22 protein-coding genes are annotated in these 26,377 nt (G+C 72.1%); 11 read left to right on the top strand and 11 right to left on the bottom strand.

The features are described from left to right. Positions 1 to 24: 24 nt before the first annotated feature. Positions 25 to 1,206 (bottom strand): hypothetical protein, encoded by a 1,182-nt coding sequence (locus BMY61_RS47520; protein WP_236655795.1) that lies wholly within the window; start codon positions 1,204 to 1,206, stop codon positions 25 to 27. Between the two features lie 97 nt (positions 1,207 to 1,303). Here BMY61_RS47520 and BMY61_RS10385 point away from each other — a divergent pair, with 97 nt between their 5' ends. Beyond that, entirely contained in the window at positions 1,304 to 2,533 is a 1,230-nt protein-coding gene (locus tag BMY61_RS10385) for an FAD-dependent oxidoreductase (RefSeq protein ID WP_042441633.1), read from the top strand. Between the two features lie 92 nt (positions 2,534 to 2,625). Here BMY61_RS10385 and BMY61_RS10380 read toward each other — a convergent pair whose 3' ends face one another. After that, positions 2,626 to 3,435, bottom strand: a complete 810-nt coding sequence (locus BMY61_RS10380; RefSeq protein ID WP_082014637.1) for a heavy metal-binding domain-containing protein — start codon at positions 3,433 to 3,435, stop codon at positions 2,626 to 2,628. 86 nt (positions 3,436 to 3,521) lie between these two features. Between BMY61_RS10380 and BMY61_RS10375 the strand changes: the two genes are divergently transcribed. The 4 genes from BMY61_RS10375 (at position 3,522) to BMY61_RS10365 (ending at position 6,504) form a co-directional block, all read left to right on the top strand. Further along, the gene (locus tag BMY61_RS10375; RefSeq protein WP_042441635.1) at positions 3,522 to 4,643 is read left to right on the top strand and encodes a helix-turn-helix domain-containing protein; all 1,122 of its coding nucleotides are present in this window, start codon (positions 3,522 to 3,524) and stop codon (positions 4,641 to 4,643) included. Continuing rightward, positions 4,640 to 5,215: a PIN domain-containing protein gene (locus BMY61_RS10370; protein ID WP_042441637.1), complete on the top strand. Its 576-nt coding sequence runs from the start codon at positions 4,640 to 4,642 to the stop codon at positions 5,213 to 5,215. The genes BMY61_RS10375 and BMY61_RS10370 overlap by 4 nt, the downstream gene beginning before the upstream one ends. A 112-nt stretch (positions 5,216 to 5,327) precedes the next feature. After that, positions 5,328 to 5,843: a hypothetical protein gene (locus tag BMY61_RS47515; protein WP_244904204.1), complete on the top strand. Its 516-nt coding sequence runs from the start codon at positions 5,328 to 5,330 to the stop codon at positions 5,841 to 5,843. After that, positions 5,731 to 6,504: a TIGR04222 domain-containing membrane protein gene (locus tag BMY61_RS10365; protein ID WP_244904205.1), complete on the top strand. Its 774-nt coding sequence runs from the start codon at positions 5,731 to 5,733 to the stop codon at positions 6,502 to 6,504. Before BMY61_RS47515 ends, BMY61_RS10365 begins: the two co-directional genes overlap by 113 nt. Before the next feature lie 109 nt (positions 6,505 to 6,613). On the opposite strand, the gene hemQ is transcribed toward BMY61_RS10365, so the two are convergent. Beyond that, positions 6,614 to 7,333, bottom strand: a complete 720-nt coding sequence (gene hemQ, locus BMY61_RS10360) for a hydrogen peroxide-dependent heme synthase (protein ID WP_042441639.1) — start codon at positions 7,331 to 7,333, stop codon at positions 6,614 to 6,616. A 20-nt stretch (positions 7,334 to 7,353) separates the two neighbouring features. Continuing rightward, entirely contained in the window at positions 7,354 to 8,823 is a 1,470-nt protein-coding gene (gene hemG / locus BMY61_RS10355; protein WP_042441952.1) for a protoporphyrinogen oxidase, read from the bottom strand. Between the two features lie 147 nt (positions 8,824 to 8,970). Between hemG and BMY61_RS10350 the strand changes: the two genes are divergently transcribed. Beyond that, entirely contained in the window at positions 8,971 to 9,972 is a 1,002-nt protein-coding gene (locus BMY61_RS10350) for a DUF4349 domain-containing protein (RefSeq protein ID WP_082014638.1), read from the top strand. A 113-nt stretch (positions 9,973 to 10,085) separates the two neighbouring features. Here BMY61_RS10350 and hemE read toward each other — a convergent pair whose 3' ends face one another. Beyond that, complete coding sequence (gene hemE, locus BMY61_RS10345; RefSeq protein ID WP_236655817.1) at positions 10,086 to 11,096, bottom strand: uroporphyrinogen decarboxylase; 1,011 nt, start codon at positions 11,094 to 11,096, stop codon at positions 10,086 to 10,088. Between the two features lie 133 nt (positions 11,097 to 11,229). Here hemE and BMY61_RS10340 point away from each other — a divergent pair, with 133 nt between their 5' ends. The 5 genes from BMY61_RS10340 to BMY61_RS10320 all read left to right on the top strand — a co-directional run bounded on the left by BMY61_RS10340 (position 11,230) and on the right by BMY61_RS10320 (position 18,027). Further along, positions 11,230 to 11,937, top strand: a complete 708-nt coding sequence (locus BMY61_RS10340; protein ID WP_075003837.1) for a DUF3000 domain-containing protein — start codon at positions 11,230 to 11,232, stop codon at positions 11,935 to 11,937. 260 nt (positions 11,938 to 12,197) lie between these two features. Continuing rightward, entirely contained in the window at positions 12,198 to 12,938 is a 741-nt protein-coding gene (locus BMY61_RS10335; protein ID WP_042441645.1) for a response regulator transcription factor, read from the top strand. 293 nt (positions 12,939 to 13,231) lie between these two features. Beyond that, positions 13,232 to 14,545 (top strand): HRDC domain-containing protein, encoded by a 1,314-nt coding sequence (locus BMY61_RS10330; RefSeq protein ID WP_042441647.1) that lies wholly within the window; start codon positions 13,232 to 13,234, stop codon positions 14,543 to 14,545. Positions 14,546 to 14,674: 129 nt separating this feature from the next. Then, complete coding sequence (locus BMY61_RS10325; protein ID WP_042441649.1) at positions 14,675 to 15,898, top strand: thiolase family protein; 1,224 nt, start codon at positions 14,675 to 14,677, stop codon at positions 15,896 to 15,898. Next, complete coding sequence (locus BMY61_RS10320) at positions 15,898 to 18,027, top strand: 3-hydroxyacyl-CoA dehydrogenase NAD-binding domain-containing protein (RefSeq protein ID WP_042441651.1); 2,130 nt, start codon at positions 15,898 to 15,900, stop codon at positions 18,025 to 18,027. The genes BMY61_RS10325 and BMY61_RS10320 overlap by 1 nt, the downstream gene beginning before the upstream one ends. Positions 18,028 to 18,128: 101 nt before the next feature. Here the strand turns inward: BMY61_RS10320 and BMY61_RS10315 are convergent, their stop codons facing one another. From BMY61_RS10315 to BMY61_RS10290, 6 genes are all read right to left on the bottom strand, one after another. Continuing rightward, positions 18,129 to 19,055, bottom strand: a complete 927-nt coding sequence (locus tag BMY61_RS10315) for a DsbA family protein (RefSeq protein WP_052438227.1) — start codon at positions 19,053 to 19,055, stop codon at positions 18,129 to 18,131. Positions 19,056 to 19,184: 129 nt separating this feature from the next. After that, positions 19,185 to 20,534 carry an ArnT family glycosyltransferase gene (locus BMY61_RS10310; protein WP_236655796.1) on the bottom strand — a complete coding sequence of 450 codons (1,350 nt, stop codon included), beginning with the start codon at positions 20,532 to 20,534 and terminating at the stop codon, positions 19,185 to 19,187. 187 nt (positions 20,535 to 20,721) lie between these two features. Then, a complete protein-coding gene (gene dxs / locus BMY61_RS10305) occupies positions 20,722 to 22,614 on the bottom strand; it encodes a 1-deoxy-D-xylulose-5-phosphate synthase (protein ID WP_042441658.1) in 1,893 nt (630 codons plus the stop codon). A 286-nt stretch (positions 22,615 to 22,900) separates the two neighbouring features. Beyond that, on the bottom strand, positions 22,901 to 24,166 hold the full coding sequence (locus BMY61_RS10300; protein WP_042441660.1) for a sugar ABC transporter permease: 1,266 nt from the start codon (positions 24,164 to 24,166) through the stop codon (positions 22,901 to 22,903). Continuing rightward, on the bottom strand, positions 24,163 to 24,942 hold the full coding sequence (locus BMY61_RS10295) for an ATP-binding cassette domain-containing protein (RefSeq protein WP_042441662.1): 780 nt from the start codon (positions 24,940 to 24,942) through the stop codon (positions 24,163 to 24,165). The genes BMY61_RS10300 and BMY61_RS10295 overlap by 4 nt, the downstream gene beginning before the upstream one ends. Before the next feature lie 174 nt (positions 24,943 to 25,116). After that, a complete protein-coding gene (locus BMY61_RS10290) occupies positions 25,117 to 26,226 on the bottom strand; it encodes a sugar ABC transporter substrate-binding protein (protein WP_042441667.1) in 1,110 nt (369 codons plus the stop codon). Positions 26,227 to 26,377: the final 151 nt, after the last annotated feature.

Here is a 26,377-nt window from a genome sequence, read left to right as displayed (position 1 = left end):
GGGCGGCACGCGCGGTGGCTGCGACTAACGGTGGCGGGCGCGACCGGTGCGGCGACCGATCCGCAGCACGCCCGCACCGGCGGCGGCCAGGGCCGCGCCGAGGACCGCGAGCACCGGGGTGAGGCCGTCAGCACCGGTGTGGGCGAGGTCCCCGCCGCCCTCGGAATCGGTGGGGGTCGGCGTCACGGGCGGCGCGGTGGTGCCCGATCCGGTCGGAGTGGGCGTGGGTGGGGGCGTGGGAGTGACCGTGCCCGTGGGCGACCCGGTCGGGGTCGGTGAGCCACTGTTGGTGGAGTTGGTCGGCGTGGGGGTGGGCGTGCCCGTGTCCGTCGGCGTGGGGGTCGGCGTACCCGTGGGGGTCGGCGTACCGGTGTCCGTCGGCGTGGGAGTGCCCGTGTCGGTGGGCGTGGGCGTGGGCGTCGGCGTCGGCGTCGGCGTCGGCGTCGGGCCGTTCTCCGCGCAGTTGGCGTGGACCTCGCCGAGGCGGAGCCGGGTGATGGCGCCCTGGTAGACCTGTGTGCCCGAGGTGTCGTTCAGCGTGCCGGAGACGTCGATGTCGAGCCAGGCGTCCGCCGAGGACTGGCGGTTCTGCGCGGCGGGGTTCTCGTGCGGGGCGACGACGACGGTCAGGGTGCTCGTCCCGATCGTCGGCACGCCGAGGTCGGCGCCGGTGATGTCGAGCTTCGTGGTCCCGATCCTCACCTGCCGGCCCAGCACGGTGATCACGCTGCCCGCGGACCGGTTGTAGGCGAGCGCGTAGGGCCCGACCGGCGGCGGCACGCACTCCGCGTAGGAGTCGAAGGAGGAGACCGATCCGGCCGCCTCCCCGAGCCGGACCAGGGCCTTGCTGTTGAAGTCGACCTGCAGCGCCGTCAGGTTGGCCTGGGCGTAGTACTTCGAGGTCTGCGCAGAGGTGCGGGCGTTCTGCGTGGCGATGCTGATCCTGGAGAGCATCCCGTCGGGGTCGCTGAAGTCGCCCGGGTCGTCCTGACCGACGGAGGTGCTCACAGCGGTGCCGTAGCTGCCCGCGTAGGCGGTCAGGCCGATCGCGTCGACCTGGGTGTTCGTCAACTGGACGAGCACGGAGCTGGCCAGGGCGGACACCGGGACGGCCGCGCGCGCCGGGGCCAGGCCCGCCGACACCGCCACGACACCCAGCATGCAGCAGACACCACCGATGGAGGCGGCAAGAAGACGATTATTCACGAATCGTACATAACCGCATTTATGCCACGAATCTTGGTAAATGACTCCCCGGCGCGCCCGCCCGATTACCCCCGCCGAGGACGGGAAGAAGGCGCGCATGGGGGAAGCACGCAACGGGGAACTGCGGGTCGCCGTGGCCGGAGCCGGACTGGGCGGGCTCTGCCTGGCCCAGGGCCTGCGGCGGATCGGCATCGAGGTCGACGTCTACGAGCGGGACACCGGCCCGGACATCCGGCCGCAGGGCTACCGGCTGCATCTCGACGCGCGCGCCGGGCTCGCGCTGGAGCGATGCCTGCCGCCGCGCCTCTTCGAGCTGTTCCAGGCGACCTGCGGACAGCCCAGCCGCCGCTTCACCGTGCTGAGCCGACGACTCCGGGTCCTGCACGAGGTCACCGGCGACAGCGGCCAGGACCCGTACGCGCCCGGCACCCTGAGCACCTCCGTGCACCGCAGGACGCTGCGCGAGCTGCTCTGCGCCGGGCTCGCGGACAGGATCCACCACGGCCGCGCGGTCACCGGCTACGCCATCGACGGGCAGGGCGTGCAGGTGCGCTTCGCCGACGGGGACACCGCACGGGCGGACCTGCTGGTCGGCGCGGACGGCGTGCACTCGACCGTGCGCCGCCAACTGCTGCCGCACGCCGTCGTCGAGGACACCGGCGGACGCTGCCTGTACGGGCGCACGCTCCTCACCGACCGGACCCGGGCCCTGCTGCCGGCCGCGCTGCTGGAGGGGTTCACCGCGTTCGTCGGAGGCGGTGTCGGCCTGGCCACCGGCCTGGTCCGGCTGCGCGAACAGCCCCCGGCGGCCGCGGCGCGACTGGCGCCGGAGATCCGGCTCTCGCCCGCGCCCGACTACCTGATGTGGGCCGTCACCGCGCGGGCCCGCGACCTGGGCGCGGCGGAATCCGAGCTGGAGAAGGCCGACCCCGCCGCACTGCACGCCCTCGCCTGCCGCGCGGTCCGCACCTTCCACGCGGACCTGCGCGAACTGGTCGCCGCGGCGGAGGTCGAGCAGACCTTCCTCGCCGTGATCCGCAGCGCGGAACGGGTCCCGGCCTGGCCACCGGGACGGGTGACCCTGCTGGGTGACGCGATCCACGCCATGAGCCCCGCCCGCGGCTCCGGCGCGAACACCGCGCTGCAGGACGCTGCGCTGCTCTGCCGCGCACTCGCGGAGCGGCGCGACGACTCCCCGGCCGCGCTGGTCGGCGCCGTGGGCGCCTACGAGGAGCGGATGCGCGACTACGGCTTCGCGGCGGTCGCCGCGTCCCGCGAGGCGGAGAAACGGACGGGACGCGTCGGCTCGTGGCTGTTCCGACGCTGACCCCAGGGGCGCCCCCGCAGGGGGCGTCTCCCGACCGAAGGCCGGCGGAGCAGTCGCGGATCGGCAGAGCCTCGCGCCCCTGAGGGGTGCCGCTACCCGTTCAAGGGCATGGTCATCGTCGGCTTGATCGGGTTGACGTCCGGGCGGACCTTGCTCACCGCCGTGCCGAGGGAGAAGAACTCGACGCCGTGCTCGCCCCAGTAGCGGAAGTCGTCGACGAACGTGCCCACGATGCCGTCCGCGCCCAACTGCTGGCCCTCGTACTGCATGCGGGCCATCGCCAGCTCGCGGGCGTCGTACAGGGCCTGGGTGAACTGCGGCATCTCCGCGTTCTGGCCGACCTGGGCCAGCGTCTGGCGCAGCGTCTGGTGGGCCACGTGGTAGACGCAGTTGCCCAGCACCAGGCGGCGCGGGAGCCAACCGTGCTGCCAGAGGGTCCAGAAGTCCTGGCCGGAGAGGTTGGTGGTGAAGGGCTTGCCGTTGGGGGCGCGGTAGTTGGTGCCGTCGGTCGCCTTGACCGCGGTGCCGACCGCGATGAACTCGACGACGTCGGCGAGGAAGCCGTAGTTCATCGGGCGCAGCGAGACGCCGATGATGCCGTCCGCGCCGAGCTGCGCGGCCTCGGCCTCCATCCGGGCCATGGCCAACTCACGGACGTTGTACATGGCCTGGGTGAGGACGCCGAGCTCCTGGCTGACCTTCCAGTTCCCGTACTGGACGCCGACGTGGTAGACGCTGGTGCCCATCACCATGCCGAGCGGCTCGAATCCCGACTCGGTGACGAGCACGAACTCGTTGACGGACAGGTCGGAGGTGAAGCACGGGCGCCCCTGCCGCGAACCGTCCAGCCGGCCGCGCGCGACCTCGGAGATCTGGACCTGCTGATACCCGGGCGTGCTCATGGCCGCCTCCCCCTCACTCTTCGGAACCCCTGACCGGAACCGTAGCAGCGTTGCGATTCTCGCAACACCGTCGTACTGTGTAGGGCATGGACGAATCCGTCTCCGGGCGGGTACGCGAGGTGATCCGGGGGGCCGGGCTGAGCCAGGCCGCCTTCGCCGCGCTCGCGGGAATCACGCCCGACAAGCTCTCCAAGTCCCTCGGCGGCATCCGCCGCTTCAGCTCTCTCGACCTCGCGCTCATCGCGGAGGCCGCCCAGGTCAGCGTCGACTGGCTGCTGACCGGTCGACAGCACTCCCCCGTCGGCGTCGCCGCGCGCGGGGACGCCGCCGGGCACGGGCCGAGCCTGACCGAGCGCGCCGAACGGTTCACCTCCGCCTACGACGTCCTCGACCTGCTGGGCCGCGCCCCGGCCCTGCCCGACCTGCCGCCGCTGCCGGCGGGCGACCCGGACCGGCAGGGCGAGCTGCTGGCCCTCGACGCGCGCGGGCGCGTCCACGCACTGGTGGACGCCGAGCCCGCGCTGCTCGCCACCGGCGAGCTGCTCTCCGCCTGCGAGCACGCCTTCGGCGTGGACTTCGCCGTCACCGAACTGCCCGGCGCCGTGGACGGTTTCGCCTGGCAGGAGGACGGCTTCCGGCTGGCCCTGGCCCGCCGCGACGAGCGGTGGACCAGGCAGCGCTTCACCCTCGCGCACGAGCTCGGGCACCTCCTGGCGGGCGACGCCGCCGAGCCACTGGCCGAGTCGCCCGTCGCCCCGGGCCGCCAGGCCGAACCGGACGAGGTCCGCGCCAACGCCTTCGCCGCCGCCCTGCTGATGCCGGAGGCGGAGGTACGGGTGGCGGCCGAGGCCCTCGACTTCGCCGAACTCGTGGTCCGCTTCCGGGTGTCCCCGAGCGCGCTCGCAGCCCGGCTGCGCCGTCTGGACCTGATCAGCGCCGCCGAGCACGCGCGGCTGCGCCGTCGCACCACCGCCGAATGCCACCTGGCCACCGCGGCGATGGACACCTACCTGCGCGAGGCCGCCGTCGCCGCCGCCGAACGCCCGCCCGCTCGGCTGGCCGAGGGCCTCTGGTCCGCGTTCGAGGCGGGCGAGACGACGTTGCGACCGCTGGCCGCCCTGCTCGGCATGGCGCCCGACGAACTGGAGGGCCGCCTGGAGCCGTCCGAGTCGTCGGCCGCCCAGGGGGAGTTGATGTACCAGCCATGACCGGTCGGACCCAGTGGTGGTTCCCCGACAACACGGTGCTCTGCAACTTCGCGGCCGTCGACCGGCTCGCGTTACTGGAGAAGGTGCTCGACGGTCGGGGCCGCTGGTCCGAGGCGGTCGCCCGGGAGGCCCGGCTCTCCGCCCGCCACCTGCCGCCGCTGACCGGTCTCGTGGACGGCGGCGCACTCGGCGAACCGATCGAGATCACCGACGCGGGCGTCCGCACCGAGGTCGAACGGCTGCGCCGCGCCGTCTTCGGCGGCGACCGGCGCCGCCCCACCCAGCATCTCGGCGAGGCCGAGACGCTCGCCCTGATCACCAAGGAACCGGAGTTCCGCCGCTCCGTCTGGATCTCCGACGACCGCGACGCCGCCCGCTACGCCCGCCGCCGCGGGATCACCACCCTGGAGACCTACGACCTGGCCGCCGCAGCCGCGCGCGAACGCCTGATCACCCCCGTCGAGGCCCACGACCTGCTGCGACGGATGACGGAGGCCGGCCGCCGCCTCCACCGGATCAGTTCGGGACCGCACGAGTTCGACACCGCAAGGCCGGGGAAAGCTCAAATCTAGCTCTGAGAATCCCGTCCGGCTCTTCCCGGAGCGCCTGCCGGCGGACATGCTCTCCACTGTGGAGCCAGGTGCGGGGGACCTGGCTCCTTCCCTCTTCGGAGGAGGTGTCCGGATGAGCCTCGATCCACTGTTCGTCGCGGCGGCGGTCGGCGTCGGCCCGGCCGCCGGGCTGGTCCTGTGGACCAGCTCCGGCGCCCGCCACAGTGCCCGCGCCTTCCGCGCGGCCCGACGACTTCTGCTCGGCGCACTGCTACTGGCCCTGCTGCTCGCGGCGATCGCCACGTTCCGCTGGTCCCACGCCACGATGGGCACGACCGCGTCCGAGGCGTCACCGGCGGCCTCACCGGCGGCCCGGCCGCCGTTGGCCGGCTTCGTGGTGCTGGCCGCGCTGGCCTGGCTCGCACTGGCCGTGGCGTTGCGCCGGAGGAGTGACGGTCGATCACGGTTGGGTATCCGTCGCCGGGCGCATCTTGAGGAGCGGCCGCCACTCGGGTTGGTTGGCCATCATGCCGTACCTGTTCCTGGTGCCCGCGTTCCTGCTGGCAGCGCTGTCGTCCCTCCGGCTGTGCCGACTGGCTGCCGCGAGCGACCCCCGGCTGACCACCGCGTCGGCGCCGAACCCGCCTGAGGCGCGCGCGTCGACCGCGGAGGCGGCGTACCTCGCGGGCGGTCCGGAACGCGTCGTGGACGTGACGCTCCTGGACATGACCGGCCGCGGCCTGCTCCACATCGCCCACACCGGCTGGACCTCGGTGGCCCGCCCGGTGCCCGACACCCAACTGGAGTCCGAGGTCATCGCGGCGCTCGGCCCCGACGGTCAGCGGCGGACCGAGGAGGTCCGCCGCGAGGTCGCGGTCGGCCCGTCCGTCGTCACCCTGGCCCGCTCCCTCGCCGAGGTCGGCCTCGCGGTCTCCCCCGGCACCCGCGCGGCGATGGCCCAGGCAGTCATGGCGGTCCGCGTCGCGCTGCTCGCCACGGTGGCTCTCGGGACGACGGCGCTGGCCACCGTCGGCGTGCGGAACCTGCTCACCGGCGCGCACGAGAGCCTGCTGGAGCCTGCGGCGTGGTTCCTCCTGCCGCTGATCCTGACGGCCGGCACCTTGCTGATGGCCCGCGCGGAGTTCCACCCGGTCACCCCCTGGGCGGCCCCGGCCGGCCAGCAACTGCTTCGCGCCCTCAGCCCGGGCCGCCGTAACCCCGACCCGCTCACCACCGTCACCTTCCGCGGCCCGAGGGCGCTGCGTGACGCGCGGCTGCGGGCAGGATTGACCATTCGCTCCCGCAGGTAGGTGCAGGCGTCAGGGGCGCGGGGAACTGCGCGAAAAGCCACCGGCGTGCGGATGGTCCCCCGGTAACAGGGCCATCCGCACGCCGGTGATTGCTCGCGCCCCTGTCCGGCTACGCCAGACCGGCCAGCAGGTCGGCGACAGCCTTGCGACGACCCGTGTAGAACGGGACCTCCTCGCGGACGTGGAGGCGCGCGCGGGAAGCGCGGAGGTGGCGCATGAGGTCGACGATGCGGTACAGCTCGTCCGCCTCGAAGGCGAGGAGCCACTCGTAGTCGCCCAGCGCGAAGGACGCGACCGTGTTGGCGCGGACATCGGGGTAGCCGCGGGCCATCTTGCCGTGCTCGGCCAGCAGCTCGCGCCGCTCCGCGTCCTCCAGCAGGTACCAGTCGTACGAGCGCACGAACGGGTACACGCAGATGTACTCGCGCGGCGTCTCGTCCGCGAGGAACGCCGGGATGTGCGACTTGTTGAACTCCGCGGGGCGGTGCAGCGCCATGTTCGACCAGACGGGGTCGAGGCGGCGGCCCAGCTCCGTGCGGCGGAAGCGGTTGTACGCCTCCTGCAGGTTGTCGCTGCTCTCGGAGTGCCACCAGATCATCAGGTCGGCGTCGGCGCGCAGGCCGGAGACGTCGTAGGTGCCGCGGACGGTCACGTCCTTCTCGGCGAGCTGCGCGAACAGCTCCTCGACCTCGGTCGCCAGCGCGGTGCGGTCGTCCGGCAGCACGTCCTTGAGGCGGAACACCGACCACAGGGTGTAGCGGATGACGTCGTTCAGCTCGCGAGCCTTCGGCTTCGCCTTCTCGGTGTGCTCAGTGTTCTGGTCGCTCATGGGGCCATTGTCTCCCTTGCTCACTTCGTGCCGGACACCAGGTCCGGCGAGACCTCGCCGGCAGTCACCGCGGTTGCCGCCCGCCACCCGTCGGCGATGCACGCGGGGATGCCGACGCCGTGGTACGCCGCGCCGCACAGCGCCAGGCCGGGCAGCGCCGCGAGCGCCGACTCCACGCGGGCGACGCGCTCCGGGTGCCCGACGGGGTACTGCGGCAGGCCCGCGTGCCAGCGCGTCACCGCCGTCGCGTACGGGGTGGCGGTGATGCCCGCGGCCTCGCGCAGGTCCGCACGGGAGCGGGCGACCAGCTCGGCGTCGTCGAGGTCGAGGACGGCCTCCTCGGCCTGGCGCCCCAGCGAGGTGCGCAGCACGAAGCTCTCGGGGGCGGCCTTGTCGAGCCAGCCCCACTTGTTGCTGGAGAACGTCGACGCCTTGATCGCCCGGCCGTCGACGGGCGGCGCGAGGAAGCCGCTGCCGGGCAGCGGGCCGAGCTCGGCGCGGTGGTAGGCGAGGGTGACCAGGGCCATGCCCGCGTACTCGATCCCGCCCAGCTCGGCCGCGGCGCCGGGCGCGAGCTCGGCCAGGAGTCGGGCCGCGACGGTCGCGGGGACGGCCAGCACGACGGCGTCGGCGGCCAACTCCTCGCCGCCCTCGGTGGTGACCGTCCAGCTCTCGGCGGTGCGCCGCAGCGAGGCGACGGGCGTGTCCGTGCGGAGCTCGGCCCCGGCGGCGCGGCAGGCGTCCGCGACGGCACCGGGCAGGCGGCCGATGCCGCCGTCGATGCCGGTGAAGACGGGGGCCGGGTTCGGGTTCTGCGCGGCGGTGGCGAGAGCCGCGTGCACGCCCTCGATCACGGAGCGCTCGCGCTGCGCGATGGCGAGCAACTGCGGGACGGCGGCGGCGAGCGAGATCGCGTCGGCGTGCCCGGCGTAGACGCCGCCGAGCAGCGGCTCGACCAGGCGGTCGACGATCTCGCGGCCGAGCCGCGCGGCGACGTACTCCCCCACGGCGACGTCGGCGCCGACCTCGGTGCGCGGCAGCGTCGCGTCCTCGGCGGCGCGGGCGAGGCCCTCGGGCGAGACGACGCCGGAGGCGGCGAGCGCGTCGAGGTCGCCGGGGACGCCCATGAGGTGGCCGGTCGGCATGGGGCGCAGCGCGCCACGGGTCCAGATCGACGCCTTGGCGGTGGTCGGCGGCTGCAGGGCGTCCGCGAGGCCGACAGCCTGCGCCAGCGTGATCGCCTCGGGTCGCCGGGCCAGCACGGACTCGGCACCGAGGTCCACACCGACCCCGCCGACCTCGCCGGACATCAGCTTGCCGCCGAACCGCGGCGAGGCCTCCAGCACCGTGACGCGCGCCCGGGCGCCCCCGCCGACGACGCCGCGCAGCCGCGCCGCGGCGGCGAGTCCGGCGATCCCGCCGCCGACCACCACCACGTGCGGGAGCGGTCGGGACTGGTCGGTGGTGGGGGTGTGCGTCGTGCGGTCCATGTCCTTCACTCTCGCACACCGGCTCCGCGCCGCTGACCGTGGCCGGGGCTCGATCCTTTCGTTACCGCCTTGTTGACACGGTGTCGGGAACCGCACCCCCGGATCGGGCATCCAATCCGCGAGATCCGTGACGAGGGGAGCGAACACATGCGATCGAGGGACCACAGACGCCGGCTCGGGGCGTCGCTGGCGGCGGGATTCCTGGTGGTGGGGCTGGCACTGACCGGCTGCTCCGAGGCGGGCAGCAGCAACAGCAGCGCGGCGGGGGCGGCCCCCGTGCACGCACCCGGCGCGGCAGCGGGGGGCGCGGCGGCTTCGGCGGGGGGCGCGGCGGGTTCGGCAGGAGCGGCGAGCACGGCGCCCTCGCCCGGGTCGTCGGGCGCGGCGGCTGCGGCATCGAACCGGTCCGTCATCTACAGCGGCCAGATCCAACTGCGGTGCGCGCACGTCGACGCGGCGGTGAAGCAGGCCCAGACGCTGGTGCAGTCCGTCGGCGGCTACCTCGACTCCGAGCAGGTCGGCGACGCGGGCACGCTGTCGTGGACCGTGGGCGACACGACGGCCGCCTCCACGCTGCCCATCCCGTCGAACGCGGCGGGCGAGGGCGCGATCATGGTGCTGCGCATCCCCTCGGCGTCGTACGACACCGTCTTCGGGCAGCTCGGCTCCCTCGGCACGGTCCTGGCCCAGCAGCGGTCCAGCCAGGACGTCACCTCGCAGGTCGTCGACCTCGACGCGCGGGTGGCGAGCGAGAAGGCCAGCATCGACCGGCTCACCACGCTGATGAAGCAGGCGGGCTCACTGAGCGACATGATCACCCTGGAGCAGGCGGTCACCTCGCGGGAGTCCGATCTGAACTCTCTCGAGTCCCAGGTCGCGGCGTTGCGCGGCCAGGTCGCGCTGTCGACCGTGACGGTGGAGCTCTTCCAGACGGCGACGCCCCCGCCGCCGGCGAAGCCGAAGACCGACGGCGCGTGGAGCGCGGCCGGACATGCGCTGGCCTCCGGCTGGCACGCGCTGTACATGGTCGGGCGGGGGCTGCTGATCGCTGTCAGCGCGAGCTTCCCGTTCCTGGCCCTCGCAGCACTGATCGCCTACGGCGCGTACCGCTTCACCCGTCGGCGCAAGCCCGAGGCAGACGAGGAGTGACAGCAGGGGCGCGAGGAACTGCGCGACAAGCCACCCTGTGTGGTGACTTGCCGAACGAGCAGGGCCATCCGCACGCCGGTGGTTGCTCGCGCAGTTCCCCGCGCCCCTTTCGGCTAGCGCTGGGTCTGCTCGTGCACGTAGGCCGTCAGGCGGGTCAGCGCGTCCGGGTCCGTGGTCGGGTGGACGCCGTGGCCGAGGTTGAAGATGTGGCCGCGGCCGGAGGCCTTCGCCGAGGCGAGGACCTCGTCCGTCTTCGCGCGGACGGCGAACTCGGGGGCGAACAGGACCGTCGGGTCCAGGTTGCCCTGGAGCGGCTTGGTGCCGCCGATCCGGCGGGCCGCCTCCTCCAGCGGGACGCGCCAGTCGACGCCGACGACGTCCGCGCCCGCCTCGCTCATCAGGCCCAGCAGCTCGCCCGTGCCCACACCGAAGTGGATCCGCGGGACGCCGTAGGAGGCGACCTCCGCGAACACCTTCTGCGAGGCGGGGAGCACGCTGCGGCGGTAGTCGTCCGGGGCCAGCCCGCCCGCCCAGGAGTCGAAGAGCTGGATCGCCGAGGCCCCGGCCTCGATCTGCACCTTCAGGAACCCGGCCGTGATGACGGCCAGGCGGTCGACGAGCTCGGCCCACAGCTCCGGGTCGCCGTACATCATGGCCTTGGTGTTCTCGTAGGTCCGCGACGGGCCGCCCTCGACGAGGTAGCTGGCCAGCGTGTACGGCGCACCGGCGAAGCCGATCACCGGCTTCTCGCCGAGCTCGGCGGTCAGCAGGCCGATGGCCTCGGTGACGTAGGGGACGTCCGACGGCTCCAGCGGACGCAGCTGCGCGAGGTCCGCGCGGGTGCGCACCGGGTGGGCGATGACGGGGCCGACGCCGGGCTTGATGTCCAGGTCGACGCCGATGGCCTTGAGCGGCACCACGATGTCGCTGTAGTAGACGGCCGCGTCCACGTCGTGCCGGCGGACCGGCTGCAGGGTGATCTCCTTGACCAGCTCCGGCATCATGCAGGAGTCCAGCATCGCGATGCCCTCGCGGACCTTGCGGAACTCGGGGAGCGAACGACCGGCCTGGCGCATGAACCAGACAGGGGTGTGCTGGACCTCCTCCCCTCGGCACGCGCGCATGAACGCGGAGTCGTACGTGGGGCTGCTCTTGCTGCTTGCGCTCTCGGTCACGGTGAAATCTTCGCACGCCCGAAGCGGCGCTCTTCCGTGGTGTCTGCGCTGCGCGGACGAGCCGGGCGCATAGTCTTCCGGCATGGCTGGGGTGAGCGGCGGAAAGCCGAGGCACGAGGGCGGATCCGCGTTCGGCGACGGGGCATCGGGGGAGCAAGCGGTACCCGAGGTGTTCCGTGCCGCGGTCGCGGAGTTGCTCGGCACCCGGCTGCGGCCGGAGATCACCCTCGGGCAGACCCCGGCGCCGCGCCGGCTCGCGCCCTACGCCCACGCGCTGACCGCGACCGTCGAGGCCGACGGCGAGGAGCTGGCCGACGGCCGGCTGGTGCTGCTGCACGACCCGTCCGGGCACGAGGCCTGGCAGGGCGAGTTCCGACTGGTCTCGCTGACGCAGGCGGACCTGGAACGGGAGATCGCGGACGACCCGCTGCTCGCGGAGGTCGGCTGGTCCTGGCTGACGGACGCGCTGGAGCAGTTCGGCTGCGCCTACACCGAGCCCAGCGGCACGGTCTCGCGCGCGTACTCGCAGTACTTCGGCGGCATGGCGGATCGTCCGTCCAGCACGGAGATCGAGATCCGGGCGTCCTGGACGCCGATCGCGCGCGGTGACGCCGGCCTGAACCTCGGGGCACACCTGCGTGCGTGGGGCGAGCTGTTGTGCCAGTGCGCGGGCCTGCCGCCGTCACCGCTCCCGCTGCCCGCTCCGGGCGCCGGTGGTGCGGTCACGTCGGGGCCCGCGAGCAGCGTGGTGCCGATGCCGACGCGGCGGCAGCCGCGCGGTGGGGCGTGAGTTTCCTTCTCTCGTTCAGGTGAAGGTTCGTCAGCTTCGGCGTACGCTGGGGTATCCGATTTCGGACATTTGGGTCACGTGTTCGGCGTGTCGACCGCTTTTGATCACTTACGGGTGACTTAGGCTCAATCGAGCTGAACAAAATATCCGAACTGCCCGATTTGCCGCTCACTCAATCGTGATCATTCGCTAAAGCCGGGCACCGATGGTGCCGAAGCAGACAGTGACCCTCTTCCCGGCACCTCACCACAGGAGGCCTGGTGTCCGTTCTCCTTGAGCACCCCGCAAACCTGGTCGCCTACCGTCCGACGAAGCCCACCGCCATGGTGGTCATCGCGGACCCGCGCGTTCGCTCCACGGTCACCCGGCATCTCTGGGCCCTTGGTGTGCGCGACGTGATCGAGGCCTCCTCGCTCGCCGAGGCCCGGCCACGGGTCGGCACCCCCCGTGACATCTGTGTGGCCGACGTCCACCTCCCGGACGGCTCCGGCCTCGCCATCCTCGCCGAGACCCGCGCCGCGGGCTGGCCCAACGGCCTGGCGCTGTCCGCGGCCGACGACATCGGCGCGGTCCGCAGCGCGCTGGCCAGCGGCGTGAAGGGCTACGTCGTGACCGGCACCCGGGTCGGCAACGGCGTCCCGCAGCGCCCCGGCATGAACGGCGTGCCGGCCCTGCGTCCGGGCCTTCCCGGCGCGGCGTCCCACATGCGTCGTCCGGGCCTCCCGGGCGCGCAGATCCCGCCCGGTGGCGCGCCGGGCATGCCGCAGGCTGCTCCGGCGCAGGGCCAGCCGGCACCCCAGGCGTACCGCGAGCTCTCCGGCCGCGAGGTCGAGGTCCTGCGGCTGGTGGCCGAGGGGCAGTCGAACAAGGCGATCGGTGTCGCCATGGGGCTCTCCGCGCTGACGGTCAAGTCCCACCTGGCCCGCATCGCCCGCAAGCTCGGCACGGGCGACCGCGCCGGCATGGTCGCTGTCGCTCTCCGCACGGGCATCATCCACTAGCTCGCGGGAACGTTTCAGCGGACAAGCCCCCAGGGGCGCGAGGCTCTGCTGATTTGCGGCTCCGCCGCCTGGGCGCGACAAGCCTTCCAGGTTCGTTCCCATAGCTGGTTGCACTGTCAGGGGCGCGAGGAACTGCGCGACAAGCCACCCCAGGTGGTAAGTCTCCGAACGAGCAGGGCCATCCGCACAGGGTGGTTGCTCGCGCAGTTCCCCGCGCCCCTGGGTGTTGCCTGGTGCCCCTGTGGCGGACGTGCGGAAGGTCATCCACCGCCTACGGGCGTAGTCTTTCTTCCGTGACCGACGCCCGTGAAGACGCCATCGACCAAGTCAGCAGCGACGCCCCCGGGCAAGCGGTCCACGCGGTCCCCCTTCTCGAGCCCAGCGAGGGCATTCCGCCGGTCGTCGCCGACGAGGCGGCCCTCGCCGCGATCGTCGACCGGTTCGCCCAGGGCCACGGCCCCGTCGCGATCGACGCCGAGCGGGCCAGCGGCTACCGGTACGGCCAGCGGGCGTACCTGGTGCAGCTGCGGCGAGAAGGCTCCGGCAGTACGTTGATCGACCCTGTCGCCTGCCCGGACCTGTCCGCGCTCGGCGCCGTCCTCGCCGACGTCGAGTGGGTGCTGCACGCCGCCAACCAGGACCTCCCCTGCCTCGCGGAGCTGGGCATGCGGCCCACGCGCCTGTTCGACACCGAGCTCGCCGGCCGCCTCGCGGGGTTCCCCCGTGTCGGCCTCGGGCCGATGGTGGAGAACGTGCTCGGGCTGAGCCTGGAGAAGGGGCACTCGGCCGTCGACTGGTCGACGCGCCCACTGCCGGAGCCGTGGCTGCGCTACGCCGCACTGGACGTGGAGGTCCTCGTCGAGCTGCGGGACGCACTCGAACGGGAGCTGGCGGACCAGCAGAAGCTGGAGTGGGCGCAGCAGGAGTTCGCCGCGATCGTCGCCGCTCCCCCGCCGCCGCCGCGGGTGGACCCGTGGCGGCGTACCTCCGGCGTGCACAAGGTGCGCCGTCGTCGTCAGTTGGCCGCGGTGCGCGAGCTGTGGCAGACGCGTGACCGGGTCGCGCGCGAGCGGGACGTCTCCCCGGGCCGGGTGCTGTCCGACGCGGCCATCGTGGCCGCCGCGCTCGCCATGCCAGCGAACATCAACGCGCTGCAGGCCGTCGCGGGCTTCGGGCCGCGCGTGCACCGGCGCGCACTGGAGCAGTGGATAGCCGCGATCGACGCCGCCCGCGCGGTGCCCGAGGCGCAGCTGCCGCCCGCGACCGCTGCGCACGAGGGTCCGCCGCCGCCGCGCGCCTGGGCCGACAAGGACCCCCTCGCCGCCGCTCGTCTCTCCTCCGCCCGCGCCGCGGTGACCACCCTCGCGGAGCGGCTGCACCTGCCGCAGGAGAACCTGGTCACCCCGGAGCTGGTGCGACGGCTGGCCTGGGCTCCGCCCACCCGCGTCACCGTCGAGTCGGTCGCGGACGCGCTCTCCGCCCTCGGTGCCCGCGCCTGGCAGGTCGAGCAGGTCTCCCCGGTGATCGCCAAGGCGTTCGTGACCGCGAAGGTGAGCCCGAACGGCATCGCCGCCGACAGCGCCGCCAACGGCTCCCGGCGGGAGTGACCCAGAGCTCATCCCTCCCCTCCTTGGCGCGTTGGTTACCGGCGGGTAGCATCACTCTCGGGACGTTCGCCGTTCCGCTGTGACCACACCGTGCCCGCTGCGAAACGGGCGCTTGGGAGGAGAGCCACCGTGCCTCGTACCGCGAGGGACGTCGTCTTCGTCGACGGCGTCCGCACCCCCTTCGGCAAGGCCGGCCCCAAGGGCATCTACGCCGAGACCCGCGCCGACGACCTGGTGATCAAGGCGATCCGGGAGCTCATGCGCCGGAACCCCAACCTGGACCCGGCGCGCGTGGACGAGGTCGCCATCGCCGCCACCACCCAGATCGGCGACCAGGGCCTGACCCTGGGCCGCTCGGCCGCGCTGCTGGCGGGCCTGCCCAAGACCGTCCCGGGCTACTCCATCGACCGCATGTGCGCCGGCGCGATGACCGCCGTGACGTCCGTGGCCGGTGGCATCGCCTTCGGCGCCTACGACATCGCCCTCGCCGGCGGCGTCGAGCACATGGGCCGTCACCCCATGGGTGAGGGCGTGGACCCGAACCCGCGCTTCCTCTCCGAGAAGCTGGTCGACGAGTCCGCCCTGTTCATGGGCATGACCGCGGAGAACCTGCACGACCGGTTCCCGCACCTGACCAAGGAGCGCTGCGACGCCTACGCCGTCCGCAGCCAGGAGAAGGCCGCCAAGGCCTACGCCGACAACAACATCCAGCCCGACCTGGTGCCGGTGGCCATCCGCCGCACCGACCCGGCCGGCGGCGAGACCGGCTGGGGCCTGGCCACCGCCGACGAGCCGATGCGCCCGGGCACCACGCTGGAGTCGCTGACGGGCCTCAAGACCCCGTTCCGCCCGCACGGCCGGATCACCGCCGGCAACGCGGCCGGTCTGAACGACGGCGCCACCGCCTCCCTGATCGCCGCCGAGGACGTCGCGCGCGAGCTGGGCCTGCCGGTCAAGATGCGCATGGTCTCCTACGCCTTCGTCGGCGTGGAGCCCGAGGTCATGGGCATCGGCCCGGTCCCGGCGACCGAGAAGGCGCTGGCCAAGGCCGGTCTGACGATCGCCGACATCGGCGCGTTCGAGATCAACGAGGCCTTCGCCATCCAGGTCCTGTCCATGCTGGACCACTTCGGCATCGCGGACGACGACGAGCGGGTCAACCCGTTCGGCGGCGCGATCGCCTTCGGCCACCCGCTGGCCTCCTCCGGCGTGCGCCTGATGACGCAGCTGGCCCGCCGCTTCGAGCAGCGTCCGGACGTCCGTTACGGCCTCACCTCCATGTGCATCGGCATGGGCATGGGCGCGACGGTCATCTGGGAGAACCCGCACTTCGACGGTCACGGGAGCAAGTGATGACGACCACCACCGAGCAGCTGCTCAAGGCTCACGAGCTGTTCCCGGACGAGGTCGTGACGACCGCTCACGTGCGTCACCTCGACCTGCCCCTGGGTGCCGGCCGCTTCGCGCTGATCACCCTGGACAACGGCTTCGACCACACCAAGCCGACCACCTTCGGCCCGGGCTCCCTCGCCAAGCTGAACGAGGCGCTGGACCAGGTCGAGCGTGAGGCCGCGGCCGGCGAGATCGTCGCCGTCGGCATCACCGGCAAGCCGTTCATCTTCGCGGTCGGCGCCGACCTCAAGGGTGTCGAGGTGCTCAAGGAGCACAGCGACGCACTGGCCATCGGCAAGGGCGGCCACGACGTCTTCAAGCGGATCGCGGCCCTGCCCGTCCCGTCCTTCGCCTTCTACAACGGCGCGGCGATGGGCGGCGGCGTCGAGGTCGGCCTGCACTGCACCTACCGCACCGTCAGCTCGGGCCTGCCGGCCTTCTCGCTGCCGGAGTGCTTCCTCGGTCTGGTCCCGGGCTGGGGTGGCTGCACGCTGCTGCCGAACCTGATCGGCGCGGGCAAGGCCGTCCAGGTCATCATCGAGAACTCGATGGCCCAGAACAAGCAGCTCAAGGGCAAGCAGGTCTTCGAGCTCGGCATCGCCGACGCGATCTTCGAGCCGGCCGACTTCGTCGAGCAGTCGCTGCTGTGGACCGCCCAGGTCCTCACCGGCGCCGTGACGGTCGAGCGTCCCGAGATCGACCGCGGCCAGGCCTGGGACGACGCCGTGGCCTGGGGCCGCGCCGTCGTCGACGGCAAGGTCCACGGTGCGGCTCCGGCCCCCTACCGGGCGCTGGACATCATCGCCCAGGTCAAGGACGGCGACCTGCAGGCCGGCTTCGACGCCGAGGACGCCGCGCTGGCCGACCTGATCATGGGTGACGAGCTGCGCGCCGGCATCTACTCGTTCAACCTGGTCCAGAAGCGCGGCAAGCGCCCGGCCGGTGCGCCGGACAAGGCGCTGGCCCGCCCGGTCACCAAGGTCGGCGTCGTCGGCGCCGGTCTGATGGCCTCGCAGCTGGCCCTGCTCTTCGCCCGCCGCCTCCAGGTGCCGGTCGTCCTCACGGACATCGACCAGGAGCGCATCGACAAGGGCGTCGGCTACGTCCACGGCGAGATCGACAAGCTGCTCGCCAAGGGCCGCGTCAACGGCGACAACGCCAACCGCCTCAAGGGCCTCGTCACCGGCTCGCTCGACAAGGCCGCCGCCTTCGGCGACGCGGACTTCGTCATCGAGGCCGTGTTCGAGGAGATGGGCGTCAAGCAGCAGGTCTTCGCCGAGGTCGAGGCCGTGGTCTCGCCCACCTGCATCCTGGCGACCAACACCTCCTCGCTGTCCGTCAGCGAGATGGCGTCCAAGCTGGAGCACCCCGAGCGGGTCGTCGGCTTCCACTTCTTCAACCCGGTCGCGGTCCTGCCGCTGCTGGAGATCGTCCGCGGCGAGCAGACGGACGACGCCTCGCTGGCCACGGCCTTCGGCGTCGCGAAGAAGCTGAAGAAGACCGCGGTTCTGGTCAAGGACGCCCCGGCGTTCGTCGTGAACCGTATTCTCACCCGCTTCATGGGTGAGATCCAGCAGATCATCGACGAGGGCACGCCGATCGCCGTCGCCGAGAAGGGCGTCGAGCCGCTCGGTCTGCCGATGTCCCCGATCGTGCTGCTGGAGCTGGTCGGCCCGGCCATCGCCCTGCACGTGTCGGAGACCCTGCACAACGCCTTCCCGGAGCGCTTCTTCGTCTCCGAGAACCTGGGCCGCGTGGTCAAGGCCGGCAAGCGCGGCTTCTACACCTGGGCGTCGGGCCAGCAGGAGCTGGACCCCGAGGTCGTCGCGCTGCTGGAGCTGGGCGACAAGGTCCTCACCGAGGAGCAGTTGCGCGAGCGCGCGCTGGGCGCGGTGGCGCAGGAGATCCAGCTCATGCTGGACGAGGGCGTCGTCGCCGAGGCGCAGGACATCGACCTCTGCCTGATCACCGGCGCGGGCTGGCCGTTCCACCTGGGCGGCATCACCCCGTACCTGGACCGCGAGGGCGTCTCCGAGCGGGTCAACGGCAAGCGTTTCCTCGCCCAGGGCGTCGCGAGCGTCCCGGCGTAACCTGCACGAACGCCGAAGGGCGGCTCTCCCGAGTGATCGGGGGAGCCGCCCTTCGCCTTTGGTCCTCAGGGGCGCGGGGAACTGCGCCCCTGAGGTGGTGCCTAGTGCAGGGAGGGAGACGCGGAAGCGGTCGGCTTCTTCTTCGCCTTGGCCGGCTTCGCGCTCGCCGAGAGCGAAGGCGCCGGCGTGGTCGGGGCGGCAGCCGGGGTCGGGGTCGCGCCGTTGGTGACCGCTACGGACGGGAGGTCCGCCGAGGTCGGCGTGGCCTGGACGGCGGCGGCGAGGACGCGGTCCTGCAGCTGCTTGGGCGTGAGGGTCAGCGTCGAGGAGATGATCGCCTGCGCCTGCGCCTCGTTGGTGTTCGTCTGGTCCACCAGCATCGTCAGGACCGGGCCGGGGCCGAAGTTCGACGCGGTGAAGGCCTTGTTCGAGTCCTGCACCCAGACCTTGTGGTCACCGTTGTCCACGCACGCGCGGAACACGTCGGTGTCCAGCTCCTTGACCTTCTTGGCCAGCGTGATCAGGTGGCTGTCGGAGCCGAACGCGTCGTCCGACTCGGTCGGCTGGTTGTTCAGCAGCACCGCGCGGTAGTCGGCGAACTTCTTCGCGTCCAGCGCGCAGCCCAGCGCGTTGCCGGCCTGGAGCGAGCCGCTGCCGCCCTGGGCCTTGTCCACGCCCGTCGTCTCGCGGTAGTAGACGTTGGCCACCCCGGAGGCGACCAGCTGGCGCAGGGTCGCGCCGTAGGTGTTCTCGAAGGCGAGCGTGGCCGGGTCCCGCATGTCCTCGTAGACGGTGAGGGTGACCGCGGCGTGACCCCACTGCGGCACGGCCAGCGCGCTGGCACCGGTCGCGCCCTCCGGCGGCGCCAGCTGGGTCTCCTTGTGGGCCCGCACCACGGAGCCGATCAGGCCCGCGACCACGAAGATCGCGACGACCATGCCGCCGGCCGTCAGCCAGCGTCGCCACGGGGTCTTGCGAACCGACGCCCCGGCCGGCTCCTGGGGGCTCTTGTCCGTGGAGGGCTTCACTTCCACCTGTCCTCGACTACTCGGTCCCTGCTGGGTGTCCCGTTCCCGTACCGGCCCACTGCTCGGTCGGCGGACGGACGGGGGTCAGCCTCTCATGCGAACGTGTGAAGACTTCAACCGGATCTCCGGCTAACGGCCGCGTAGCCGGTAGATAACGGCGCCTCCGGCGGTGCCGATCCGCTCGTACCGTGCCGCGAGCAGATCCCTGATCGGCGGGACGGCCGCGGGGGCGTACGGAGCGCCCTGGGAGTCGTCCACGACGAGGGTCGGCGGGTGATCCCTCATCTCGCGCTCGAACGTCGCCCAGGAGCCCGCTACGGCCTTCTGGACGCCCACTCCTCTGCCGTCGCGGCCGCCGGCGAAGTTGGTCAGCAGTCCGGCGGTGAGGTAGCGGCTCGCGGGGGCGCGGTCGGCGAGCCAGTAGATCTCCGGGTGCATGCCCCAGACCAGCACGGTCCGGTCCGGCGCGGTGTTCGCGTCGACGGCCGCCGCGACGGTCTGCACACGGGTCACCGGCTGCGTGGACGCGGTCAGACCGAGTGTGACGAACACCGCTGCCGCGACGCCCGCCCAACCGAGCGCGGCCCGCGTCCAGGCCGGCGAGCCGGCCCGGTGCAGGGCGCCGGTGCAGAGGAGCGCCAGCGGTGGCACGAGCTGGAGGTAGTAGTGCCCGAAGAAGTGGAACCCGACCGCGACACCCACGGCCGACCCGGCGAGCCAGATCCACAGGTCGGCGTCCTCGCGGAGCGAGGCGCGCCACTGCCGGGCCAGCAGCACGACCGCGGGCACGACCGCGGCGAGCAGGATCGCGGCGTTCCCGGTGGCCCGGCCCAGCGCGGTGGCCCAGGCGCCGTCGAGGGAGGCGTAGTCGCCGGAGCCGGAGACGACCCAGAACAGGAAGTTCTTCGGACCGGTCAGCAGCGCGAGGGCGAGGACCGGCAGCGCGGCGGCGAGCAGGAGCCGCGCGACGGCGGCGGGGCGGCGGTCCGTGCGCCACAGCAGGAAGAGCGCGGGGAGCAGCACCACTCCCCCGGTCTGCTTCACCATCGCGGCGAGGGCGACGGCGAGGCCCGCGCCCGCCCAGTGCTTGCGGTCCGCGCACCAGAACGCGGCGGCGGTGGCGGGGAGCATGAAGACCTCGAAGGTCGCCGCCTGGGTGTCCGCGGGCGCGAGCGAGACGCTCAGCGCGGCGGCGAGCAGGCCCGCCACCGTCCCGGCCCCCCACCGTCGCTGCGCCACGGACGCGACGAGCAGCGCGGTCACGAGGACGGCGAGGACGGCGAGGACGCGCAGCGGCCACAGCGAGTGCGAGCCGAAGAGGGCGAAGGCGCCCTGGTAGAGCCACGGCAGCAGGGGCGGCTTGCGGTCCACGACGTCGCCGTAGAGCGTCCCGCCGTGCGCGAGCATCCTCGCCTCGGTGGCGAGGTAGCCCTCGTCGGGGTTCCAGAACGGTCGCAGGAACGACGGAACCCGGGTCACCAGGACAACGGCGAGGAGGAGGCACAGGACAGGGGCGCGGGGAACTGCGCGAGAAAGCCCCCTGCGCGGACGGCCCTGCTCGTTCAGGACCATCCGCTCGTCAGTGGCTTGTCGCGCCCCGCGGCGGAGCCGCTGAACGGCTCCGACCCGCGCCCCTGGAGAGTGCAACTCAATCGTGCGCCAGTACTCAGAGCACCGTCGCGGGGTCCAGCGACACCTTCGCGACCAGCGCTGCCGCCTTCTCCGCCACGCCGTCGACGGTGAGGCCGATCTGGGTCATGATCTCGTCGCGGGTGGCGTGGTCCAGGAACTCCTGCGGGATGCCCAGGTCCCGCAGCGGGACGTCCACACCCGCGTCGCGCAGCGCCTGCGCGATCGTCGCGCCGACGCCGCCCACGCGGCCGTTGTCCTCGACCGTGAGCACCGCGCGGTGCCGCGCGGCGAGAGGTGCCAGCTCCGGGTCGACGGGCTTGACCCAGCGGGGGTCGACGACGGTGGCGGCGATGCCCTGGGCGGCCAGCTTCTCGGCCGCGTCCAGGCAGGTCTGGGCCATCGCGCCGACGGAGACGATGAGCAGGTCGGCGTCCGCGCCGCCGTCGCGCAGGACGTCCATGCCGCCGACCCGGCCGACGGCCGGGACCGCGGGGCCGACGTTGCCCTTGGAGTAGCGGACGACGGTGGGCGCGTCCTCGACCGCGACCGCCTCCCGCAGCTGCGCGCGCAGCTGGTCGGCGTCGCGCGGGGCGGCCAGCTTCAGGCCGGGCACAACCTGCAGGATCGACATGTCCCACATGCCGTTGTGCGAGGCGCCGTCGGCGCCGGTCACGCCGGCTCGGTCCAGCACGAACGTCACGCCGCACTTGTGCAGCGCCACGTCCATCAGCACCTGGTCGAAGGCGCGGTTCAGGAAGGTCGCGTAGACGGCGACGACGGGGTGCAGGCCGCCCGTCGCGAGGCCGGCCGCCGAGACCGCGGCGTGCTGCTCGGCGATGCCGACGTCGTAGATGCGGTCCGGGAACTCCTTGGCGAAGGGGGCCAGCCCGACGGGGTGCAGCATCGCGGCGGTGATGCCGACGATGTCCTCCCGCTCGCGGCCGATGGCCACCATCTCCTCGCCGAAGACCGAGGTCCAGTCCTGGCCGGCGGTCTTGACCGGCAGGCCGGTGTCGGGGTGGATGACGGGGACCGCGTGGAAGCGGTCCTCCTCGTTCTGCTCGGCGGCGCGGTAGCCGCGGCCCTTCTGGGTGAGGCAGTGGACGATGACCGGCCCGCCGAAGCCCTTGGCGCGCTTGAGCGCGGACTCCAGGGCGGAGACGTCGTGGCCGTCGATCGGGCCGACGTACTTCAGGCCCAGGTCCTCGAACATGCCCTGCGGGGCGATGAAGTCCTTCAGGCCCTTCTTGGCGCCGTGCAGGGTCTCGAAGAGCGACTGGCCCACCACCGGCGTGCGCTGCAGCGCGTCCTTGCCCCAGGACAGGAAGCGCTCGTAGCCCTGCGTGGTGCGCAGGGTGGCGAGGTGGTTGGCCAGGCCGCCGATGGTCGGCGAGTAGGAGCGCTCGTTGTCGTTGACGACGATGATGACCGGGCGGTCGCTCTCGGCGATGTTGTTGAGCGCCTCCCAGGCCATGCCGCCGGTCAGCGCGCCGTCGCCGATGACGGCGACGACGGTGCGGTCGGCGTGCCCGAGGCGCTCGTTGGCCTTGGCCAGACCGTCGGCGTAACCCAGCACGGTGGAGGCGTGCGAGTTCTCGATGACGTCGTGCTCGGACTCGGCACGCGAGGGGTAGCCGGAGAGGCCGCCCTTGGTGCGCAGCCGACTGAAGTCCTGACGGCCGGTGAGGATCTTGTGGACGTAGGACTGGTGCCCGGTGTCGAAGAGGATCCGGTCCTTCGGCGACTCGAAGACCCGGTGCAGCGCGATGGTCAGCTCGACGACGCCCAGGTTGGGGCCGAGGTGGCCGCCCGTCTTGGAGACCTCCTCGACCAGGAAGCCGCGGATCTCCTCGGCCAGAACGGCCAGCTGTCCGGGGCTGAGACGGTCAAGATCGCGCGGTCCCCGAATGCGGGTCAGCAGGGCCACCCGTTCCTCCTCTGTCTCTGTCCGGCGCCGGGCTTCCTCGCCCGCCGCCCTCTCGCACCCGGGCGGCCGTGGACGCCCAAGTTCGCTCAGTCTAGTTGTCCCCTGCACGCGCGCGACCGCCCGGCACCGGAGCGGTATCGGTGCCGGGCGGTCATTTTGCGTTCCGTCAGCCCCGTGACCGGCTCTCCCCCTCAAGAGAGCCGACCACGTTGCGGAGGGCCGACGGCGTTTTCGTGCGTCCGTTCGGACGAACCGGATGGACGGACGGGGCCTGACGGGGCCGGGGTCAGCCGCGGCCCGAGGACTTCTGGGTGCGGCGGGCCAGGGAGTCGACGATCACTGCGGCCAGCAGCACAACGCCCATGATCATGTACTCGACGTCCTGGTTCAGGCTCTCCATGTTGAGGCCGTACTGGATGGACGAGATGACCAGCATGCCGAGGAACGCGGACCAGACGCGGCCGCGACCACCGAAGAGGCTGGTGCCGCCGATGACCGCCGCGGCGATCGCCATCATCAGGTTGTTCGGGTCCGAGCCGGACTGGCTGGCCGCGCCGGTCTCGGCGGCGATGGTCAGACCGCCCAGCGCGGCGAAGGCGCCGGAGATGGAGAAGACCGAGATCCGGATCGCGGCCACCGAGATGCCCGCGCGACGGCTCGCCTCGATGTTGCCACCGACCGCGAAGATCTTGCGGCCGAAGGACGTCCGGCGCAGCACGAAGTCGCAGATGATCAGCAGCGCGAGGAACATGACCTGCGCGTCCGGCACACCGCGGTCCTGGTTCAGCACGTAGGCGGCCACGAACGCGCCCACGGCCACCAGACCCACGCGGATCAGCAGCTCGCTGGTCGGCTTGAACGGCACACCGGCCTTGCGACGGCGCGCCTGCTCGCCGAAGCTGCCGTAGGCCATCGAGGCGACCGCCAGCACGGCGAGGATGTAGCCGCCGGAGACGTCACCGTTGAGGACGTAGGAGTTGCCCGACAGGAAGTGGTTGAGGCCCACGTCGGTCAGGTTGATGGTGCCGGTCGAGCCCAGCACCCAGAGCATGACGCCCTGCCAGACCAGGAAGCCGGCCAGGGTGACGATGAAGGCGGGCACGCCGATCTTGGCGAAGATCCAGCCGTGCAGCGCGCCGATCGCCGCGCCGGTGAGGATGGTGGTGAACACCGCCAGCCACGGGTTGAGGCCGTGGGTCACCGCGAGCACCGCGTAGACGGCCGCGGACAGGCCGCTGACCGAACCGACCGAGAGGTCGATCTCGCCCAGCAGCAGCACGAACACCAGGCCGACGGCGAGCAGGCCGACGCCCGGCATCCAGTAGGCGATGTAGGTGGCGGTCGACGGGGCGAAGTACTGGCTGTTGCTCAGACCGAAGGTCAGCCAGATCACGATCAGGCCGATGACGACCGGCAGCGAGCCGATGTCGCCGCCGCGCACCTTGCGGACGAACTCGTTGACGTAGCCCTGCAGTCCGGCCTCGCGCTGGAGCAGGCGGGGGTCGACGGCCGGGATCGGCGCGGACGCGGGGGTCTTGGTGTCGTTGCTCACTGTGCGACCTCCGTCGTGCGCGCCGCGCGCCGGGTCACCGCGTTGTCGGTGGCACCGGTGATGGCGGCGATGATGGTCTCCTGCGTGGTCTGCTGGACGGGGAAGGTGCCGTTGTTCTTCCCCAGGCGCAGGACCGCGACGGTGTCCGCGACGGCGCGGACGTCGGCCATGTTGTGGCTGATCAGGATGACGCCGAGGTTGCGCTCGCGCAGCCGCTCGACCAGGTCGAGGACCTGGGCGGTCTGCTCGACGCCGAGGGCGGCGGTCGGCTCGTCCAGGATGACGACCTTCGGGTCGCCGATCAGCGAACGGGCGATCGCGACGACCTGACGCTGACCGCCGGAGAGCGAGGCGATCGGGATGCGCACGCTCGGGATGCGGATCGACAGGGTGCTGAGCAGCTCCCTGGCCTTCTGCTCCATGGCGACCTCGTCGAGGGTGCCGCGGCGCTTCAGCTCGCGCCCGAGGAACAGGTTGTTGACGACGTCCAGGTTGTCGCAGAGCGCGAGGTCCTGGTAGACGGTCGCCACGCCGAGGTGCTGTGCATCCTGCGGCCTGTGGATGGAGACGGGCCGTCCCTCCCACTCGATCTGACCCTCGTCGATGGGGTGAACCCCAGCGATGGTCTTGACCAGGGTGGACTTACCGGCGCCGTTGTCACCGACGAGCGCCACCACCTCTCCGGCGTGGACCTCCAACTCGACGTCGGTCAGCGCCTGGACGGCGCCGAACCGCTTGGAGACTCCGCGCAACGCCAGTACGGGCGCGCTTGTCACGTGAACCAACTCCTTCTTCCCACCCGGTGCCTCGGGTGGGATGCCGCGCCGTCCGTGGCGCCTGCGAGGTCGTGCATAAAGCGTTCGATTTGAATGTGCCGCACCCGTCCGCGCACGGGAATCCCGTGCGCGGACGAATGACTGACGATCAGTCGGCCCCGAGGGGGCCGGCGGTCACTGAAGGCCGGCGGCGGTGCACGCGGAGGCGAAGTCCGCGGTGCAGATCTGCGCGACGGTGTAGAGGCCGTCCGCGACGACGGTGTCCTTGATGTTCGCCTTGGTCAGCAGGACCGGGGTGAGCAGGTCCGAGGGAACCTGGTCGCCGGAGCCGCTGGTCTTGGTGGCGGTGGCGACGGAGGTGATGGACTGACCGTTCAGCAGGTCCACGGCCAGCTGCGCGGCGGCCTCGGCCTCCGGCTTGTAGGCCTTGTAGACCGTGTAGGACTGGGTGCCGGCCACGATCCGCTGGACCGCGTCGAGCTGGGCGTCCTGGCCACCGATCGGCGCCTTGACCCCGGCGTTCTTCATCGAGGTGACGATACCGGCGGCCATGCCGTCGTTGGCGGAGTAGACGCCCGCGACGTTCTTGGCACCGAGCTGGTTGAAGGCGGCGGTGGCCTTCTGCGCGGCGACGTCCGGCTTCCACAGACCCGAGGCGTCGTAGGCGATGTTCACCTTGCCGGCGACGGCGGTGGTGAAGCCCTTCTTGAAGTCGGCGGCGTTCGGGTCGGCCGAGTCGCCGTCGATCTCCACGACCTTGGCGGACGGGGTGGCGGCGGAGCCCATGGCGGCGAGCAGGCCCTGGCCCTGGAGCTCACCGACCTTCTCGTTGTCGAACGAGACGTAGGCGTCGACCGGGCCCTGGGCGAGGCGGTCGTAGGCGACGACCTTGATGCCCTTGGCCTTGGCGGCCGCGACCGAGGACTTGATCTGCGCGGAGTCCTGGGCGTCGATCACGAGGACCTTGACGCCCGCGTTGATCATCGTCTGGACCTGCTGCGCCTGGGTCTGCGCGCTGCCGCCGGCGTTCGCGTACTGGACCGTCGCGTTCGGGGCGAGCTGCTTGACCTTGGCCACGAAGAGCGGCTTGTCGAACTGCTCGTAGCGCGTGGTGGTGTTCTCCGGCAGCAGCAGGCCGATGACCTGCGAGCCGCCTGCGGCGGCGGTGCTGGAGGAGGAAGAAGAGCTGGAGGAGCTGCTGCCGGCCTTGCCACAAGCGGCGAGGCCGAGAGCGATCGAGACGGCGGTGGTCGCCACGACCGCGGTGCGCAGTGTGCTGTTCATCGTTTGGGGTGCCTCCCTGACGCGGTCGCCACACTGCGACCGAGGTGTGAGGAGTCAACCCCGCACACCCGGTTGGCGTCAATAATTAAAGTCGATGAACAGCTGATCCGAATCCTTTCGTTATCTTCCTGAAGACATGGCGGCGCGTGGG

Source organism: Streptacidiphilus jiangxiensis (genome assembly GCF_900109465.1).
In the GTDB taxonomy this organism is placed as follows: Bacteria; Actinomycetota; Actinomycetes; order Streptomycetales; family Streptomycetaceae; genus Streptacidiphilus; species Streptacidiphilus jiangxiensis.
This window is presented reverse-complemented; position numbering and strand designations above follow the sequence as displayed.

Excerpts from the sequence above, each read along its gene's own strand:
- BMY61_RS10385 (WP_042441633.1), top strand. The coding sequence starts at position 1,304 with ATGGGGGAAGCACGCAACGGGGAACTGCGGGTCGCCGTGGCCGGAGCC.
- BMY61_RS10380 (WP_082014637.1), bottom strand. The coding sequence starts at position 3,435 with ATGAGCACGCCCGGGTATCAGCAGGTCCAGATCTCCGAGGTCGCGCGC.
- BMY61_RS10375 (WP_042441635.1), top strand. The coding sequence starts at position 3,522 with ATGGACGAATCCGTCTCCGGGCGGGTACGCGAGGTGATCCGGGGGGCC.
- BMY61_RS10370 (WP_042441637.1), top strand. The coding sequence starts at position 4,640 with ATGACCGGTCGGACCCAGTGGTGGTTCCCCGACAACACGGTGCTCTGC.
- BMY61_RS47515 (WP_244904204.1), top strand. The coding sequence starts at position 5,328 with ATGAGCCTCGATCCACTGTTCGTCGCGGCGGCGGTCGGCGTCGGCCCG.
- hemQ (WP_042441639.1), bottom strand. The coding sequence starts at position 7,333 with ATGAGCGACCAGAACACTGAGCACACCGAGAAGGCGAAGCCGAAGGCT.
- hemG (WP_042441952.1), bottom strand. The coding sequence starts at position 8,823 with ATGGACCGCACGACGCACACCCCCACCACCGACCAGTCCCGACCGCTC.
- BMY61_RS10350 (WP_082014638.1), top strand. The coding sequence starts at position 8,971 with ATGCGATCGAGGGACCACAGACGCCGGCTCGGGGCGTCGCTGGCGGCG.
- hemE (WP_236655817.1), bottom strand. The coding sequence starts at position 11,096 with ATGCGCGCGTGCCGAGGGGAGGAGGTCCAGCACACCCCTGTCTGGTTC.
- BMY61_RS10340 (WP_075003837.1), top strand. The coding sequence starts at position 11,230 with ATGGCTGGGGTGAGCGGCGGAAAGCCGAGGCACGAGGGCGGATCCGCG.
- BMY61_RS10320 (WP_042441651.1), top strand. The coding sequence starts at position 15,898 with ATGACGACCACCACCGAGCAGCTGCTCAAGGCTCACGAGCTGTTCCCG.
- BMY61_RS10290 (WP_042441667.1), bottom strand. The coding sequence starts at position 26,226 with ATGAACAGCACACTGCGCACCGCGGTCGTGGCGACCACCGCCGTCTCG.